12 protein-coding genes are annotated in these 16,677 nt (G+C 51.5%); 11 read left to right on the top strand and 1 reads right to left on the bottom strand.

The window, feature by feature from the left end:
* The 10 genes from NC856_RS16970 to shiA form a co-directional block, all read left to right on the top strand.
* Positions 1–621, top strand: a 621-nt coding sequence (locus NC856_RS16970) for an EF-Tu C-terminal domain-related protein (protein ID WP_264091625.1), incomplete at its 5' end; no start/stop codon positions are given.
* Between the two features lie 238 nt (positions 622–859).
* Positions 860–1,243 carry a preprotein translocase subunit SecE gene (gene secE, locus NC856_RS16965; RefSeq protein ID WP_264091624.1) on the top strand — a complete coding sequence of 128 codons (384 nt, stop codon included), beginning with the start codon at positions 860–862 and terminating at the stop codon, positions 1,241–1,243.
* A gap of 1 nt (position 1,244) precedes the next feature.
* On the top strand, positions 1,245–1,790 hold the full coding sequence (gene nusG, locus NC856_RS16960) for a transcription termination/antitermination protein NusG (protein ID WP_048636588.1): 546 nt from the start codon (positions 1,245–1,247) through the stop codon (positions 1,788–1,790).
* Positions 1,791–1,954: 164 nt separating this feature from the next.
* Positions 1,955–2,383 carry a 50S ribosomal protein L11 gene (gene rplK / locus NC856_RS16955; protein WP_109491412.1) on the top strand — a complete coding sequence of 143 codons (429 nt, stop codon included), beginning with the start codon at positions 1,955–1,957 and terminating at the stop codon, positions 2,381–2,383.
* A gap of 3 nt (positions 2,384–2,386) precedes the next feature.
* Positions 2,387–3,091 (top strand): 50S ribosomal protein L1, encoded by a 705-nt coding sequence (rplA, locus tag NC856_RS16950; protein ID WP_109491413.1) that lies wholly within the window; start codon positions 2,387–2,389, stop codon positions 3,089–3,091.
* Positions 3,092–3,423: 332 nt separating this feature from the next.
* Positions 3,424–3,921, top strand: a complete 498-nt coding sequence (gene rplJ, locus NC856_RS16945; protein ID WP_264091623.1) for a 50S ribosomal protein L10 — start codon at positions 3,424–3,426, stop codon at positions 3,919–3,921.
* Positions 3,922–3,987: 66 nt separating this feature from the next.
* On the top strand, positions 3,988–4,353 hold the full coding sequence (gene rplL, locus NC856_RS16940; protein WP_016191418.1) for a 50S ribosomal protein L7/L12: 366 nt from the start codon (positions 3,988–3,990) through the stop codon (positions 4,351–4,353).
* A 327-nt stretch (positions 4,354–4,680) separates the two neighbouring features.
* Positions 4,681–8,709, top strand: a complete 4,029-nt coding sequence (rpoB, locus tag NC856_RS16935) for a DNA-directed RNA polymerase subunit beta (RefSeq protein ID WP_264091622.1) — start codon at positions 4,681–4,683, stop codon at positions 8,707–8,709.
* A 105-nt stretch (positions 8,710–8,814) separates the two neighbouring features.
* Positions 8,815–13,038, top strand: coding sequence for a DNA-directed RNA polymerase subunit beta' (gene rpoC / locus NC856_RS16930; protein WP_264091621.1), 4,224 nt, complete (start codon positions 8,815–8,817; stop codon positions 13,036–13,038).
* Positions 13,039–13,349: 311 nt separating this feature from the next.
* Positions 13,350–14,738 (top strand): shikimate transporter, encoded by a 1,389-nt coding sequence (gene shiA, locus NC856_RS16925; protein WP_264091620.1) that lies wholly within the window; start codon positions 13,350–13,352, stop codon positions 14,736–14,738.
* A 72-nt stretch (positions 14,739–14,810) separates the two neighbouring features.
* Here shiA and NC856_RS16920 read toward each other — a convergent pair whose 3' ends face one another.
* Positions 14,811–14,936 (bottom strand): DUF1127 domain-containing protein, encoded by a 126-nt coding sequence (locus NC856_RS16920; protein WP_264091627.1) that lies wholly within the window; start codon positions 14,934–14,936, stop codon positions 14,811–14,813.
* Positions 14,937–15,175: 239 nt separating this feature from the next.
* Here NC856_RS16920 and NC856_RS16915 point away from each other — a divergent pair, with 239 nt between their 5' ends.
* Positions 15,176–16,636 carry an aminotransferase-like domain-containing protein gene (locus tag NC856_RS16915; protein WP_264091619.1) on the top strand — a complete coding sequence of 487 codons (1,461 nt, stop codon included), beginning with the start codon at positions 15,176–15,178 and terminating at the stop codon, positions 16,634–16,636.
* The last annotated feature ends 41 nt before the right edge of the window (positions 16,637–16,677 follow it).

Below are 16,677 nucleotides of genomic sequence, written 5' to 3'. Positions count from 1 at the left end.
ATCATCGAACTGGCTGAAGCGCTGGATTCTTATATCCCGGAACCAGAGCGTGCGATTGACAAGCCGTTCCTGCTGCCAATTGAAGACGTATTCTCCATCTCCGGTCGTGGTACGGTAGTAACGGGTCGTGTAGAGCGCGGAATCGTTAAAGTGGGTGAAGAAGTTGAAATCGTGGGCATCAAAGACACGACGAAAACCACCTGTACCGGCGTTGAAATGTTCCGCAAACTGCTGGACGAAGGTCGCGCGGGTGAGAACGTGGGCGTTCTGTTGCGCGGCACCAAGCGTGACGACGTAGAGCGTGGTCAGGTATTGGCGAAGCCGGGTTCAATCAAGCCGCACACGCAGTTTGAATCAGAAGTGTATATCCTGAGCAAAGATGAAGGCGGTCGTCATACGCCGTTCTTCAAAGGCTACCGTCCGCAGTTCTACTTCCGTACAACGGACGTGACAGGAACCATCGAACTGCCGGAAGGCGTAGAGATGGTAATGCCGGGCGACAACATCAAGATGGTGGTAAACCTGATTGCGCCGATCGCGATGGACGACGGTCTGCGTTTCGCCATCCGTGAAGGCGGCCGTACCGTTGGCGCGGGCGTTGTTGCTAAAGTTATCGCTTAATCGCGGATAACGTTTGACGCGACACGCGATAAAAGGGCATCATTTGATGCCCTTTTTCTACGCTGTCATAGTAGAACCTATCTCATCAGCGATTGTGGGGTATAATCATTGGTGAGATAGGCTCTGTAGATACAGCGTAAATACCGAATTATTGGTTTTACAGAACATCTTTCGGTTTTGGTTTGCCCTGCGTTGCGGGGTAAAGTTATTTGTCTGAATCATTGTGACAGGTTGGTTTATGAGTGCGAATACCGAAGCTCAGGGGAACGGGCGTGGCCTGGAAGCGATTAAATGGTTGGTAGTTGCTGTTCTGCTGGTAGTTGCGATTGTCGGCAACTATTACTACCGCGAATTTAGTCTGCCCTTGCGCGCATTAGCTGTTGTTGTCCTGATCGCTGCCGCCGGCGGTGTGGCGCTGCTGACCACGAAAGGTAAAGCAACAGTAACGTTTGCTCGTGAAGCGCGTACCGAAGTGCGCAAAGTGATTTGGCCGACTCGCCAGGAAACGTTGCATACCACGTTAATCGTTGCCGCGGTTACTGCCGTGATGTCACTGATTCTGTGGGGGCTGGATGGCATTCTGGTCCGTTTGGTCTCGTTTATCACTGGCCTGAGGTTCTAAGATGTCTGAAGCCCCAAAAAAGCGCTGGTACGTCGTTCAGGCGTTTTCCGGTTTTGAAGGCCGCGTAGCCCAGTCGCTGCGTGAGCACATCAAGCTCCATAATATGGAAGATCTGTTTGGTGAAGTCATGGTGCCAACCGAAGAAGTGGTTGAAATCCGTGGTGGCCAGCGTCGCAAGAGCGAACGTAAATTCTTCCCCGGCTATGTATTAGTGCAGATGGTGATGGAGGATGCCAGTTGGCATCTGGTCCGCAGTGTTCCTCGTGTCATGGGGTTCATCGGTGGAACTTCCGATCGTCCCGCGCCGATTAGCGATAAGGAAGTGGATGCGATTATGAATCGTCTCCAGCAGGTAGGTGATAAACCGCGTCCGAAAACGTTGTTCGAACCAGGTGAAATGGTGCGTGTCAATGATGGCCCGTTTGCCGACTTTAATGGCGTGGTTGAAGAAGTGGATTATGAGAAGAGCCGCCTGAAAGTGTCGGTGTCTATCTTTGGTCGCGCAACCCCTGTGGAACTGGATTTCAGCCAAGTCGAAAAAGGCTGATTTATCTACCCCTGCTACTTTGATAGCGGCTTGCCTCTGGCGCGAAGTTAATCTATAATTTCGCGCCTTTTGTTTTTCAGGTGGCCGATGGCGCCTGAATGAAACGTAATAAAATCACGGGGAGCCTTTTACGAGGCGTTATTACCCATTCGAGGAATGTTTAAATGGCCAAGAAAGTACAAGCCTATGTCAAGCTGCAAGTTGCGGCTGGTATGGCTAACCCGAGCCCACCGGTAGGTCCGGCTCTGGGTCAGCAAGGTGTAAACATCATGGAATTCTGTAAGGCGTTCAATGCTAAAACTGAAAGCATTGAGAAAGGTCTGCCGATTCCGGTTGTTATTACCGTTTACTCTGACCGTTCTTTCACCTTTGTTACCAAAACGCCTCCGGCGGCCGTTCTGCTGAAGAAAGCGGCGGGTATCAAGTCTGGTTCCGGCAAGCCGAACAAAGACAAAGTAGGTAAAGTAACGAGTGCTCAGGTTCGTGAAATCGCAGAAACCAAAGCTGCGGACATGACTGGTGCTGACGTAGACGCTATGGCGCGTTCTATTGCAGGTACCGCTCGGTCCATGGGCCTGGTAGTGGAGGATTGATAAATGGCTAAGCTGACCAAGCGCATGCGCGTGATCCGTGAAAAAGTTGATGCAACTAAACAGTATGACATCAACGAAGCCGTTGCTCTGCTCAAAGAGCTGGCCACTGCTAAATTTGTAGAAAGCGTAGACGTTGCTGTGAACCTCGGCATTGATGCGCGTAAATCTGACCAAAATGTTCGTGGCGCCACCGTTCTGCCTCACGGCACCGGTCGTTCTGTTCGCGTAGCCGTCTTCACTCAGGGCGCAAACGCTGAAGCTGCTAAAGCGGCAGGCGCTGAGTTCGTGGGTATGGAAGATTTGGCTGATCAGATTAAGAAAGGCGAAATGGGTTTTGACGTTGTTATTGCTTCCCCTGATGCAATGCGCGTTGTTGGCCAATTAGGTCAGGTTCTGGGGCCGCGCGGCCTGATGCCGAACCCAAAAGTCGGCACTGTAACCCCTAACGTCGCTGAAGCGGTTAAAAACGCCAAAGCAGGTCAGGTGCGTTACCGCAACGACAAGAACGGTATCATCCATACCACTATCGGTAAGGTTGATTTCGATTCTGATAAATTGAAAGAAAACCTGGAAGCTCTGCTGGTTGCGCTGAAAAAAGCGAAACCTTCTCAGGCGAAAGGCGTGTACATCAAGAAAGTCAGCCTGTCTACCACCATGGGTGCGGGTGTTGCGGTTGACCAGAGTGGTCTGAACGCCGTTGCGGTCTAACCGTTTTTTGCGCTTTACTCGGGTGTGGGATTTGCCTATAATCTTACGCCCGTTGTTCCGTTAGCGGAACGAAAGAAGAATTTTCGGTTGGAGCCTGGCCTATCCAGGCCTCCGTCCAAGACCGCAGGTGTTTCATTTGAAACTTAATTTTCCTGCGTAGACGGTGACAGAGCCTGAAGAACCTTTTTTCTTTCTTTATATAAGATAAAGAATAGTTAAAGAATAGTCTTTGCTGGATTCTGCTCACCGTGTTTCAACGCTTATCTCCGTTTTGGCGGTAAGTGAAGTGAGTTCCGGAGATTTCCTCCGGCTAAATCCAGGAGCAAAAGCTAATGGCATTAAATCTTCAAGACAAACAAGCGATTGTTGCTGAAGTCAACGAAGTAGCCAAAGGTGCGCTGTCTGCGGTTGTTGCGGATTCCCGTGGCGTTACCGTAGATAAAATGACTGAACTGCGTAAAGCAGGTCGTGAAGCTGGCGTTTACATGCGTGTTGTTCGCAACACCCTGCTGCGCCGTGCTGTTGAAGGTACTTCTTTTGAATGCCTGAAAGACACGTTTGTTGGTCCGACCCTGATTGCATACTCTTTAGAACATCCGGGCGCTGCTGCTCGTCTGTTCAAAGAATTCGCGAAAGCGAATGCAAAATTTGAGGTTAAAGCTGCAGCCTTTGAAGGTGAGCTGATCCCGGCGGCTCAAATTGACCGTCTGGCAACGCTGCCGACTTACGAAGAAGCATTGGCACGTCTGATGTCGACCATGAAAGAAGCTGCCGCAGGCAAACTGGTCCGCACTCTGGCTGCTGTACGCGATCAGAAAGAAGCTGCTTAATAGCGCTTTTTTCTCTAACGCATTTGCTAACGTATAAACTATTTCTGATTCTTAGGAACAATTGTTATGTCTATCACTAAAGATCAAATTCTGGAAGCAGTAGCAGCCATGTCTGTAATGGATGTTGTTGAACTGGTTTCCGCTATGGAAGAAAAATTCGGTGTTTCTGCTGCTGCCGCTGTCGCTGTTGCTGCTGGCCCGGTTGAAGCTGCTGAAGAAAAAACTGAGTTCGACGTTGTGCTGAAAGCTATCGGCGCTAACAAAGTTGCTGTAATCAAGGCCGTTCGTGGCGCAACTGGTCTGGGCCTGAAAGAAGCCAAAGATCTGGTTGAATCCGCTCCGGCAGCTTTGAAAGAAGGCATCAGCAAAGATGACGCTGAAGCTCTGAAGAAAGCTCTGGAAGAAGCTGGCGCAGAAGTTGAAGTTAAATAAGCCAATCTTTCAGATTGCAGCCTGATTTATCAGGCTGATGGCTGGTGACTTTTTAGTCACCAGCCTTTTTGCGCTGTAGGGCATCAATGGCGTTTCACACTGTTTATCCATTGATTTTACCCAATATTTTTTTCTATTGACGACTTAATATACTGCTTTCCTGCGTGGGTTTCCTGCCTGGGCAAGAGCAATGAAATGGTTTAAGAGTAATAGAAAGACGTATTACGGAAAGTTCTTCATTTTCCGACCAACATAAATAGTGTTGCATGAACTGTCCTTGTTAGGACGGACAGAGTGGTTCGACTTGTCAGCTAGCTGAGGAACCCCATGGTTTACTCCTATACCGAGAAAAAACGCATTCGTAAGGATTTTGGTAAACGTCCGCAGGTTTTGGACATACCTTATCTCCTTTCTATCCAGCTTGACTCGTTCCAGAAGTTTATCGAGCAAGATCCGGAAGGTCAGTACGGTCTGGAAGCTGCATTCCGTTCTGTTTTCCCCATACAAAGCTATAGCGGCAATTCAGAGCTGCAATACGTTAGCTATCGCCTGGGCGAGCCGGTATTTGACGTTAAAGAATGTCAGATCCGTGGCGTGACATTTTCTGCGCCGCTGCGCGTAAAATTGCGCCTGGTGATATACGAGCGTGAAGCGCCTGAAGGCACCGTTAAAGACATTAAAGAACAAGAAGTCTATATGGGCGAAATTCCGCTCATGACTGACAACGGTACCTTTGTGATTAACGGGACTGAGCGTGTTATCGTTTCTCAGTTGCACCGTAGTCCGGGTGTCTTCTTCGATAGCGACAAAGGCAAAACCCACTCTTCAGGTAAGGTGCTGTATAACGCGCGTATTATTCCTTACCGTGGTTCCTGGTTGGATTTTGAGTTCGATCCGAAAGATAACCTGTTTGTCCGCATCGACCGTCGCCGCAAATTGCCTGCGACCATTATTCTGCGCGCTTTGGGCTTCTCCACCGAACAGATCCTTGATCTTTTCTTCGATAAAATTGTCTACGAAATCAATGGCAATAAATTGCAGATGGATCTGGTCCCTGAGCGTCTGCGTGGTGAAACCGCTTCTTTTGATATTGAAGCAAACGGCAAGGTCTACATTGAAAAAGGCCGCCGTATTACCGCGCGTCATATCCGTCAGTTAGAGACAGACGGTATTGAGAGTATTGAAGTTCCGGTTGAATACATCGTTGGCAAAGTGCTTTCCAAAGATTATATCGATGAAAGCACTGGCGAATTGATCGGTGCCGCCAATATGGAATTGTCTCTGGATCTGCTGGCTAAACTGAGCCAATCCGGTCACAAACGTATTGAAACCCTGTTCACCAACGATCTGGATCACGGTCCGTATATTTCTGAAACCTTGCGCGTCGATCCCTCTACTGATCGCCTGAGCTCATTGGTTGAAATTTATCGCATGATGCGTCCTGGCGAGCCGCCGACGCGCGAAGCGGCGGAAACGCTGTTCGAGAATCTGTTCTTCTCCGAAGACCGCTATGACTTGTCTGCGGTTGGGCGTATGAAGTTCAACCGTTCTCTGTTGCGCGAAGAGATTGAAGGTTCGGGTATTCTGAGCAAAGAAGACATCATTGAAGTGATGAAGAAGCTCATTGATATCCGTAACGGTAAAGGCGAAGTGGATGATATCGACCACCTCGGCAACCGCCGTATTCGTTCTGTAGGCGAAATGGCGGAAAATCAGTTCCGCGTTGGTCTGGTTCGTGTGGAGCGTGCAGTGAAAGAGCGTCTTTCTCTGGGCGATCTCGATACGCTGATGCCGCAAGACATGATTAATGCCAAGCCGATTTCGGCGGCGGTAAAAGAATTCTTCGGTTCAAGTCAGTTGTCGCAGTTTATGGATCAGAACAACCCGCTGTCGGAGATTACGCATAAACGCCGTATCTCTGCTCTCGGCCCAGGTGGTTTGACCCGTGAACGCGCCGGCTTTGAAGTTCGAGACGTACACCCGACGCACTACGGTCGCGTATGTCCTATCGAAACGCCGGAAGGTCCGAATATCGGTTTGATCAACTCCTTGTCTGTTTATGCACAAACCAACGAATACGGTTTCCTGGAAACCCCGTATCGTCGTGTGCGTGACAACGTGGTGACGGATGAAATTCATTATCTGTCGGCGATTGAGGAAGGCAACTTCGTTATCGCACAGGCTAACACCAATCTGGACGAAGAAGGCCGTTTCATTGACGAACTGGTTACCTGTCGTAATAAAGGCGAGTCCAGCTTGTTCAGCCGCGATCAGGTTGAATATATGGACGTTTCCACCCAGCAGGTCGTTTCTGTGGGTGCTTCGCTGATCCCGTTCCTGGAGCACGATGACGCCAACCGTGCCCTGATGGGTGCGAACATGCAACGTCAGGCTGTGCCTACTCTGCGCGCTGATAAGCCGCTGGTGGGAACCGGGATGGAACGCGCCGTGGCGGTTGACTCCGGCGTAACCGCTGTGGCGAAACGCGGTGGTACGGTACAGTACGTTGATGCTTCACGTATCGTGATTCGCGTCAATGACGATGAGATGTATCCGGGCGAAGCCGGGATCGACATCTATAACCTGACGAAATATACCCGTTCCAACCAGAACACCTGCATCAGCCAGATGCCGTGCGTGTCGCTGGGCGAACCGGTTGAGCGCGGCGACGTGCTGGCTGATGGTCCGTCCACCGATCTCGGTGAACTGGCGCTGGGTCAGAATATGCGCGTGGCGTTCATGCCGTGGAATGGTTACAACTTCGAAGACTCCATCCTCGTGTCCGAGCGCGTGGTTCAGGAAGATCGCTTTACCACCATCCATATCCAGGAACTGGCTTGCGTATCTCGCGATACCAAACTGGGGCCTGAGGAAATTACTGCGGATATCCCGAACGTGGGTGAAGCGGCGCTTTCCAAGCTGGATGAGTCCGGTATCGTTTATATCGGCGCGGAAGTGACCGGCGGCGACATTCTGGTCGGTAAGGTAACGCCAAAAGGTGAAACTCAACTGACGCCGGAAGAGAAGTTGTTGCGTGCGATCTTCGGTGAGAAAGCGTCTGATGTTAAAGACTCCTCTCTGCGCGTGCCGAACGGTGTTTCCGGTACGGTTATCGACGTACAGGTCTTTACCCGCGATGGCGTGGAAAAAGACAAACGTGCGTTGGAAATCGAAGAAATGCAGTTGAAGCAGGCGAAGAAAGACCTGACTGAAGAACTGCAAATTCTGGAAGCCGGTCTGTTTGCCCGTATTCACGCTGTGCTGGTTTCCGGCGGCGTGGAAGCCGACAAACTGGACAAACTGCCGCGTGAGCGCTGGTTGGAACTGGGCCTGACTGATGAAGAGAAACAGAATCAGTTGGAGCAGTTGGCCGAACAGTACGACGAACTGAAGCACGAGTTTGAGAAAAAACTCGAAGCCAAGCGCCGTAAAATCACGCAGGGTGATGATCTGGCGCCGGGCGTGCTGAAAATCGTCAAGGTTTATCTGGCTGTCAAACGTCAGATTCAACCGGGCGACAAGATGGCGGGTCGTCACGGGAACAAGGGTGTTATCTCCAAGATCAACCCGATCGAGGACATGCCTTACGATGAGAACGGCGTGCCGGTCGATATCGTTCTGAACCCGCTGGGCGTACCTTCGCGTATGAACATCGGTCAGATTCTGGAAACCCACCTGGGTATGGCGGCGAAAGGTATTGGCGACAAAATTAACGCCATGCTCAAGCAGCACGAAGAAGTGACCAAACTGCGCGAATTCATCCAGAAAGCCTATGATCTGGGCGATGATGTGCGTCAAAAAGTCGACCTGAGCACTTTCTCAGACGAAGAAGTCATGCGTCTGGCAGAAAACCTGAAGAAAGGCATGCCGATTGCAACGCCGGTATTCGATGGTGCAAAAGAGAAAGAAATCAAGGAACTGTTGCAGATGGGCGGTATCCCGACCTCCGGTCAGATTACTCTGTACGATGGACGTACCGGTGAGCAATTTGAACGTCAGGTCACCGTGGGCTACATGTACATGCTGAAACTGAACCACCTGGTTGACGATAAGATGCATGCCCGTTCCACCGGTTCTTACAGTCTGGTTACTCAGCAGCCGCTGGGTGGTAAGGCGCAGTTCGGTGGTCAACGCTTCGGTGAGATGGAAGTGTGGGCGCTGGAAGCTTATGGTGCAGCTTATACCTTGCAGGAAATGTTGACCGTTAAATCTGATGACGTGAATGGCCGTACCAAGATGTATAAGAACATCGTGGATGGCAATCATCAGATGGAGCCAGGCATGCCGGAATCCTTCAACGTATTGTTGAAAGAAATCCGCTCGCTGGGTATCAACATCGAGCTGGAAGAAGAGTAATCCCAGCCCGTTGTTCGCTGGTATTCGTCATAGGGGCGTCTGAACGTTGTTTTTAACGGTATAGTTCAGGCGCCTGACAAGTCTAACTCCGACAGGAGCCAATCTGTGAAAGACTTATTAAAGTTTCTGAAAGCGCAAACTAAAACCGAAGAGTTTGATGCGATTAAAATTGCTCTGGCTTCGCCAGACATGATCCGTTCGTGGTCTTTTGGTGAAGTGAAAAAGCCAGAAACCATTAACTATCGTACGTTCAAACCTGAACGTGACGGCCTTTTCTGCGCCCGTATCTTTGGGCCGGTGAAAGACTATGAATGCTTGTGCGGTAAGTATAAGCGTCTGAAACACCGCGGTGTGATTTGTGAGAAGTGCGGCGTCGAAGTGACCCAGACCAAAGTACGCCGTGAGCGTATGGGCCACATTGAACTGGCTTCTCCGACCGCGCATATTTGGTTCCTGAAATCGCTGCCGTCTCGTATCGGTTTGCTGCTGGACATGCCGCTGCGTGATATTGAACGCGTACTGTATTTCGAATCCTATGTGGTGATTGAAGGCGGTATGACCAACCTGGAACGCCGTCAGATCCTGACTGAAGAGCAGTATCTGGACGCGTTGGAAGAGTTTGGCGACGAGTTCGATGCCAAGATGGGCGCCGAAGCAATCCAGGCCCTGTTGAAAAACATGGATCTGGAGCAGGAGTGCGAGCAACTGCGCGAAGAGTTGAATGAAACCAACTCCGAAACTAAGCGCAAAAAGCTGACCAAACGGATCAAACTGTTAGAGGCGTTCGTTCAGTCCGGCAACAAACCTGAGTGGATGATCCTGACCGTGCTGCCGGTTCTGCCGCCGGATCTGCGTCCGTTGGTTCCGCTGGATGGCGGTCGTTTCGCAACCAGCGATCTGAACGATCTGTATCGCCGCGTGATTAACCGTAACAACCGTCTGAAACGTCTGCTGGATCTGGCTGCGCCAGATATCATCGTGCGTAACGAAAAACGTATGTTGCAGGAAGCGGTCGACGCCTTGCTGGATAACGGTCGTCGCGGTCGTGCCATCACCGGTTCCAACAAGCGTCCGCTGAAATCGCTGGCTGACATGATCAAAGGTAAGCAGGGGCGTTTCCGTCAGAACCTGCTGGGTAAACGTGTCGACTACTCCGGTCGTTCCGTTATCACCGTTGGTCCGTACCTGCGTCTGCATCAATGCGGCCTGCCGAAGAAAATGGCGCTGGAACTGTTCAAACCGTTCATCTACGGCAAGCTGGAACTGCGTGGTCTTGCCACCACCATCAAAGCCGCCAAGAAAATGGTTGAGCGCGAAGAAGCCGTGGTATGGGATATCCTGGACGAAGTGATCCGCGAACACCCGGTACTGTTGAACCGTGCGCCCACTCTGCACCGTTTGGGTATCCAGGCATTTGAGCCGGTTCTGATCGAAGGTAAGGCGATTCAGCTTCACCCGCTGGTGTGTGCGGCGTATAACGCTGACTTCGACGGCGACCAGATGGCTGTACACGTACCGTTGACGCTGGAAGCCCAGTTGGAAGCGCGTGCGTTGATGATGTCGACCAACAACATCCTGTCACCGGCGAACGGCGAGCCTATCATCGTTCCTTCCCAGGACGTGGTGTTGGGTCTGTATTACATGACGCGCGACTGTGTTAACGCCAAAGGCGAAGGCATGGTGCTGACCGGGCCGAAAGAAGCTGAACGCGTTTACCGCGCTGGCCTGGCTTCTCTGCATGCGCGCGTCAAAGTGCGTATCACGGAAGAGATCAAGAACATCGAAGGCGAGTCAACGCATCAGACGACGATTATTGATACGACTATCGGCCGCGCCATCCTGTGGATGATTGTGCCTAAGGGTCTGCCGTACTCGATCGTGAACCAGCCTTTGGGTAAAAAAGCGATTTCCAAAATGCTTAACACCTGTTATCGCATTTTAGGTTTGAAGCCGACGGTTATCTTCGCTGACCAGATCATGTACACCGGTTTTGCTTACGCTGCGCGTTCTGGCGCCTCCGTTGGTATCGATGACATGGTTATCCCGGCGAAAAAAGCCGAGATTATCGAAGAAGCGGAAACCGAAGTCGCTGAGATCCAGGAGCAGTTCCAGTCCGGTCTGGTTACGGTCGGCGAGCGCTATAACAAAGTTATCGATATCTGGGCGGCGGCGAATGAGCGTGTTGCCAAGGCGATGATGGAAAACCTGTCCGTTGAGGATGTGGTTAACCGTGATGGCGTGGTTGAGCAGCAGGTTTCTTTCAATAGCATCTTTATGATGGCCGACTCCGGTGCGCGTGGTTCCGCAGCACAGATTCGTCAGTTGGCGGGGATGCGTGGTCTGATGGCGAAGCCGGATGGCTCCATCATCGAAACGCCGATTACCGCTAACTTCCGTGAAGGTTTGAACGTACTCCAGTACTTCATCTCGACCCACGGCGCACGTAAAGGTCTGGCGGATACCGCGCTGAAAACCGCGAACTCCGGTTATCTGACGCGTCGTCTGGTTGACGTGGCGCAGGATCTGGTGGTGACCGAGGACGATTGTGGTACGCATGAAGGTATCATGATGACGCCGGTTATTGAGGGCGGTGATGTTAAAGAGCCGCTGCGTGAGCGCGTCCTGGGCCGTGTGACGGCTGAAGACGTCATCAAACCGGGTACGGCGGACATTCTGGTTCCACGTAATACCCTGCTGAATGAGCAGTGGTGTGACATGTTGGAAGAAAATTCCGTTGATGCGGTAAAAGTCCGTTCCGTCGTAAGCTGTGAAACCGACTTCGGCGTGTGCGCCAAGTGTTATGGTCGCGACCTGGCTCGTGGTCACCTGATTAACAAAGGTGAAGCCATCGGTGTTATCGCGGCGCAGTCTATCGGTGAACCGGGTACACAGTTGACCATGCGTACCTTCCACATCGGTGGCGCGGCATCGCGTGCGGCGGCGGAGTCCAGCATTCAGGTGAAAAACAAAGGTAGCCTGAAACTGAACAACGCCAAGTTCGTGGTTAACAGCAACGGTAAACTGGTGATTACTTCACGTAATACCGAACTGAAGTTGATCGACGAATTTGGTCGTACCAAAGAAAGCTACAAAGTGCCTTATGGTGCGGTGATGGCGAAGGGTGATGGCTCAGACGTTAACGGTGGCGATACCGTTGCGAACTGGGATCCGCATACCATGCCGGTTATTTCCGAAGTGAGCGGTAGCATTCGCTTTACGGATATGATTGACGGGCAGACCATTACTCGTCAGACCGATGAACTGACCGGTTTGTCTTCTATTGTGGTTCTGGATAGCGCGGAGCGTACCGGTAGCGGTAAAGACCTGCGTCCGGCGCTGAAAATCGTTGATGACAAAGGTGAGGATGTATTGATCCCAGGCACCGATATGCCTGCTCAGTATTTCCTGCCGGGTAAGGCGATTGTTCAGTTGGAAGACGGCGTGAAGATCAGTGCGGGTGATACCCTGGCGCGTATTCCTCAGGAATCCGGCGGTACCAAGGATATTACCGGTGGTCTGCCGCGTGTTGCCGACCTGTTTGAAGCGCGTCGTCCGAAAGAGCCGGCGATCCTGGCTGAGATCAGCGGGGTTATCTCGTTCGGTAAAGAGACCAAAGGCAAGCGTCGTCTGGTGATTACGCCGTTGGATGGCAGCGAACCTTACGAAGAGATGATTCCGAAATGGCGTCAGCTTAACGTGTTTGAAGGCGAGCGTGTCGAACGTGGCGACGTGGTTTCCGATGGACCGGAATCGCCGCATGATATCCTGCGTCTGCGTGGCGTCCATGCGGTAACGCGTTACATCACCAACGAAGTTCAGGAAGTTTACCGTCTGCAAGGCGTTAAGATTAACGATAAACATATCGAAGTTATCGTTCGTCAGATGTTGCGTAAAGGCACCATCGTTAACGCGGGCGGCACGGAGTTCCTGGAAGGCGAGCAGGCGGAAGTCTCCCGCGTCAAGATTGCCAACCGTCAGTTGGAAGCGGATGGCAAGATCACGGCAACTTACAGCCGCGATCTGCTGGGTATCACCAAGGCATCTTTGGCGACTGAGTCCTTCATTTCCGCGGCATCGTTCCAGGAAACCACTCGTGTTCTCACGGAAGCGGCGGTTGCCGGTAAACGTGATGAATTGCGTGGCCTGAAAGAGAACGTTATCGTTGGTCGTCTGATCCCGGCGGGTACAGGTTATGCGTATCATCAGGATCGTATGCGTCGTCGTCAGGCAGGCGAGACGCCTGTTGTACCTCAGGTGAGCGCAGATGAAGCGTCTGCTAACCTGGCTGAACTGTTGAACGCCGGTTTCGGTAACAGTGACGACGAGTAAGTCATTTATTCCCGATGTTGGATTAACCGTAGGTTAAGCGGTGAATAACTAAAAGCCCCGACCCTGACTGGACTGCACCCCAAAAGTTGGACACCCAACTTAGTAAGGTGCAGTTTTTTATGGCAAAGTCTAAATATTCCCTTGAAACTAGACTGGCTGTGGTTTCGCAACGTTAAAAATTTCTTCCTGAAATTTTTTATGGCTTACCATCCCTGGCCGCCACCCAAGGGCCGTTGCTTCGCAACGTTAAAAATTTCTTCCTGAAATTTTTTTGGTGTACAGTAGTGTAAAGTAAAAAGAACGGGATAGACATGAACACCTCAACAACACCAGCGCTTGTACAGAATAATAATGCGTTATCAATCAATAACGACGCCTCTGTCAGCAGTGATGCCACACCGCAAGCTCAGTCAACAAGCCATTCTCAAAGCCGAGCCCGCCGCGCGGCGTGGGGAAGTTTTATTGGCGCGGTCGTTGACTGGTACGACTTCCTGCTGTACGGAATAGTTGCCGCACTTGTATTTAATACTGAATTTTTCCCGCAGATCAGCCCGACCATGGGAACGCTGGCTGCCTTTGGCACCTTCGGCGTCGGTTTTTTGTTCCGCCCATTGGGGGGAATGGTGTTTGGACACTTTGGCGATAAGCTGGGCCGCAAACGTATGTTGATGATCACCGTCTGGATGATGGGGATCTCTACTGCTTTGATTGGTTTGTTGCCTTCATTTGACGCCATTGGCTGGTGGGCGCCAGTGTTGCTGGTGACATTGCGTGCCATCCAGGGCTTTGCGGTCGGAGGCGAGTGGGGCGGCGCAGCGTTGTTAGCGGTAGAAAACGCGCCCAAAAAGAAAAAAGCGTTTTACAGCAGCGGCGTGCAGGTTGGCTATGGCGTGGGGTTGTTATTGGCAACGGGTTCCATTGCGTTGGTCAGCAATTATACGACAAACGCGGATTTTATGAGTTGGGGCTGGCGTCTGCCGTTTTTATTCAGCGTGGTGCTGGTCGCGGTCGCCTGGTGGATCCGCTCCGGGATGGACGAATCTCAGGAGTTCGAGGCCAACAAAAAATTACAGGAAAGAACTGATAAAATTCGTTCGTTTCCGATTATTGAAGCATTGCGCAAGCATCCGAAAGCATTTTTGTTGATCATCGCTCTGCGTTTGGGTGAGCTATTAACGATGTATATCGTCACGGCATTTGCACTCAATTACTCGACCACCAATCTGGGGATGTCGCGAGAGTTGTTTCTCAATATTGGTTTATTGGTCGGCGGCATCAGCTGTTTTACCATTCCCCTCTTTGCCCGCCTTGCCGACAACTTCGGGCGGCGCAGGATTTATGTTACCGGCGCGCTGATTGGCGCGGCCAGCGCGCTGCCTTTCTTTATGGCCTTGGAAGCGCACTCCAGCCTGTGGATCCTGTTTTTTGCGATTATGCTCGCCAATGTCGCCCACGATATGATCGTCAGCGTTCAGCAACCGATGTTTACCGAGTTGTTTGGCGCGGCGTATCGTTATAGCGGCGCTGGGGTGGGGTATCAGGTCGCCAGCGTAGTGGGCGGTGGTTTCACACCGTTTATCGCGGTTTTGCTAGTGGAGTTCATGGATGGTTCATGGCATGCGGTTGCGGCTTATCTGGCGTTAGGCTGCCTGCTGTCGGCGATTGTCGGGTCGCGCATGAAGCCTCAGCATACCGATTAATTCTCTTTCCACCTCGGCTGATACGAGACGTGCTGTCCTGTATCAGCCGCTTCATTGCTTTTCTCTGCTTAACTATAAACGATCGATATCGTTACGCGTCAGACCAATATCCCTCAGCTGGTCGTCGTTCATGCTTTGCAGGATCTTCCGTGTTTGATTTCTCATCCGCCATGCTTTCCATTGGTGATAAGGCAGCATAATTATGCGTCGGAATCGTGATTGGCTGCATAGTTGTTGTAATCGTTGCTGGTGAAATCCCATACTTTTTCCCCTTTGCCCGTTGCCTGAACGTTATAATGCGGGGAACACCAGGTTCGATACAGATGCAGAAAATGGTTTTTTTTAACACACAGATTGTGTGATATTGCATCTGAATGGCGTTTTTTTGTCTTATCTGTACTGGTCATTACTGTTTTTTACTGTGGGGAGTGATACTGATGACGCGTTATCAACATCTTGCCACGCTGCTGGAGCAACGCATCGAACAGGGTTTGTACCGTAGCGGTGAACGTCTGCCATCTGTTCGAGCGTTGAGTTCGGAGCATGGCGTCAGTATCAGTACGGTACAGCAAGCCTATCATGTGCTGGAAACGCGCCGGCTTATTATGCCGCAACCTCGTTCTGGCTATTTCGTTGCGCCGCGCAAAGCCACGCTGCCGATGCCTGAATTGACCCGTCCGGTTCAGCGTCCGGTTGAGGTCACTCAGTGGGAATCGGTGCTGGAATTGTTTAACTCTTGCCCGGATAACCGAATCTTCAACTTTGGCGGCGGCTCGCCAGATATTCATCAGTCATCCGTTAAGCCTCTGTGGAAAACCATGAGTCGTTTTTGTCAGCGTCAGGATGAACGAGTGCTGAACTATGGCGATATGTATGGCGTTCATGAGCTACGCGAACAGATTGCACGTCTGGCGTTAGACAGCGGCTGTCAACTGACCAAAGACGAGATCGTTATTACAACGGGCTGTCAGGAAGCGCTGTTTGTCGCGGTGCGAGCGATTTGCGCACCCGGAGATATCGTTGCCGTTGAGTCGCCGACGTTTCCCGGCACGTTGCAATTGCTGCGCGGCCTGGGGATCAAAGTGATAGAGATCCCAACCTGCGCAATTACCGGGATCAGTCTGGATGCACTCAGGCTGGCGCTGGAGCAATGGTCGGTCAAGGTATTGCTGCTGGTGCCGACCTGCAATAACCCACTGGGTTTCTGTATGCCTGATGAGTATAAACAGGCATTGGTTACGCTGGCGCAGCAATTTGAACTGGCGATTATTGAAGATGATGCTTATGGCGAGCTTGCCTATGACTATCCACGTCCGCGCACCGTCAAGTCATTCGATGATGATGGTCGGGTACTGCTGTGCAGTTCTTTTTCTAAAACCATTGCGCCGGGTTTGCGCGTCGGCTGGATAGCGCCGGGACGGTATCTGGAGCGAGTGTTGCACATGAAGTACATCAGCACTGGCTATACGGTTTCTCATACCCAACTGGCGGTTGCCGAGTTTATCGCGCAGGGACACTATCAGCCCCATCTGCGGCGCATGCGCGCACAATACAAAGCGAACCTGGGAGTATTTACCTGCCATGTGAGAGAGTATTTTCCTAATGGGATCTGCGTTAGCCGTCCGCAGGGCGGATTTCTAATGTGGATTGAATTGCCGGAATATTTTGATTCACTCCGTCTTAATCGTGCAGTGAAACTGGCAGGAATTCAGATAGCGGCGGGATCGTTGTTTTCCGCGGCCGGTAAATATCGTAACTGCATTCGGCTCAATTACGCATTGCCGTTTACGCAAGAAACGCAGCAAGGGTTACGTATTGTGGGTGATGCCGTGGAGAAATTGCTTGCTGAATACGAGTCCGGCGATGGCGTTGCGCGAGGTTTGATGACGCTGGAATAAAACTGTATGCGCTTTAGGAGGCTGGTACGGGGAAGGGCCGA

The organism is Brenneria izbisi, from assembly GCF_025840185.1.
In the GTDB taxonomy this organism is placed as follows: domain Bacteria; phylum Pseudomonadota; class Gammaproteobacteria; order Enterobacterales; family Enterobacteriaceae; genus Brenneria; species Brenneria izbisi.
Note: the sequence above shows the minus strand (reverse complement) of the source record. Positions and strands in the feature narration are given on the sequence as shown.

Excerpts from the sequence above, each read along its gene's own strand:
- NC856_RS16915 (WP_264091619.1), top strand. The coding sequence starts at position 15,176 with ATGACGCGTTATCAACATCTTGCCACGCTGCTGGAGCAACGCATCGAA.
- nusG (WP_048636588.1), top strand. The coding sequence starts at position 1,245 with ATGTCTGAAGCCCCAAAAAAGCGCTGGTACGTCGTTCAGGCGTTTTCC.
- rpoB (WP_264091622.1), top strand. The coding sequence starts at position 4,681 with ATGGTTTACTCCTATACCGAGAAAAAACGCATTCGTAAGGATTTTGGT.
- rplL (WP_016191418.1), top strand. The coding sequence starts at position 3,988 with ATGTCTATCACTAAAGATCAAATTCTGGAAGCAGTAGCAGCCATGTCT.
- rplA (WP_109491413.1), top strand. The coding sequence starts at position 2,387 with ATGGCTAAGCTGACCAAGCGCATGCGCGTGATCCGTGAAAAAGTTGAT.
- secE (WP_264091624.1), top strand. The coding sequence starts at position 860 with ATGAGTGCGAATACCGAAGCTCAGGGGAACGGGCGTGGCCTGGAAGCG.
- NC856_RS16920 (WP_264091627.1), bottom strand. The coding sequence starts at position 14,936 with ATGCTGCCTTATCACCAATGGAAAGCATGGCGGATGAGAAATCAAACA.
- rplK (WP_109491412.1), top strand. The coding sequence starts at position 1,955 with ATGGCCAAGAAAGTACAAGCCTATGTCAAGCTGCAAGTTGCGGCTGGT.
- rplJ (WP_264091623.1), top strand. The coding sequence starts at position 3,424 with ATGGCATTAAATCTTCAAGACAAACAAGCGATTGTTGCTGAAGTCAAC.
- shiA (WP_264091620.1), top strand. The coding sequence starts at position 13,350 with ATGAACACCTCAACAACACCAGCGCTTGTACAGAATAATAATGCGTTA.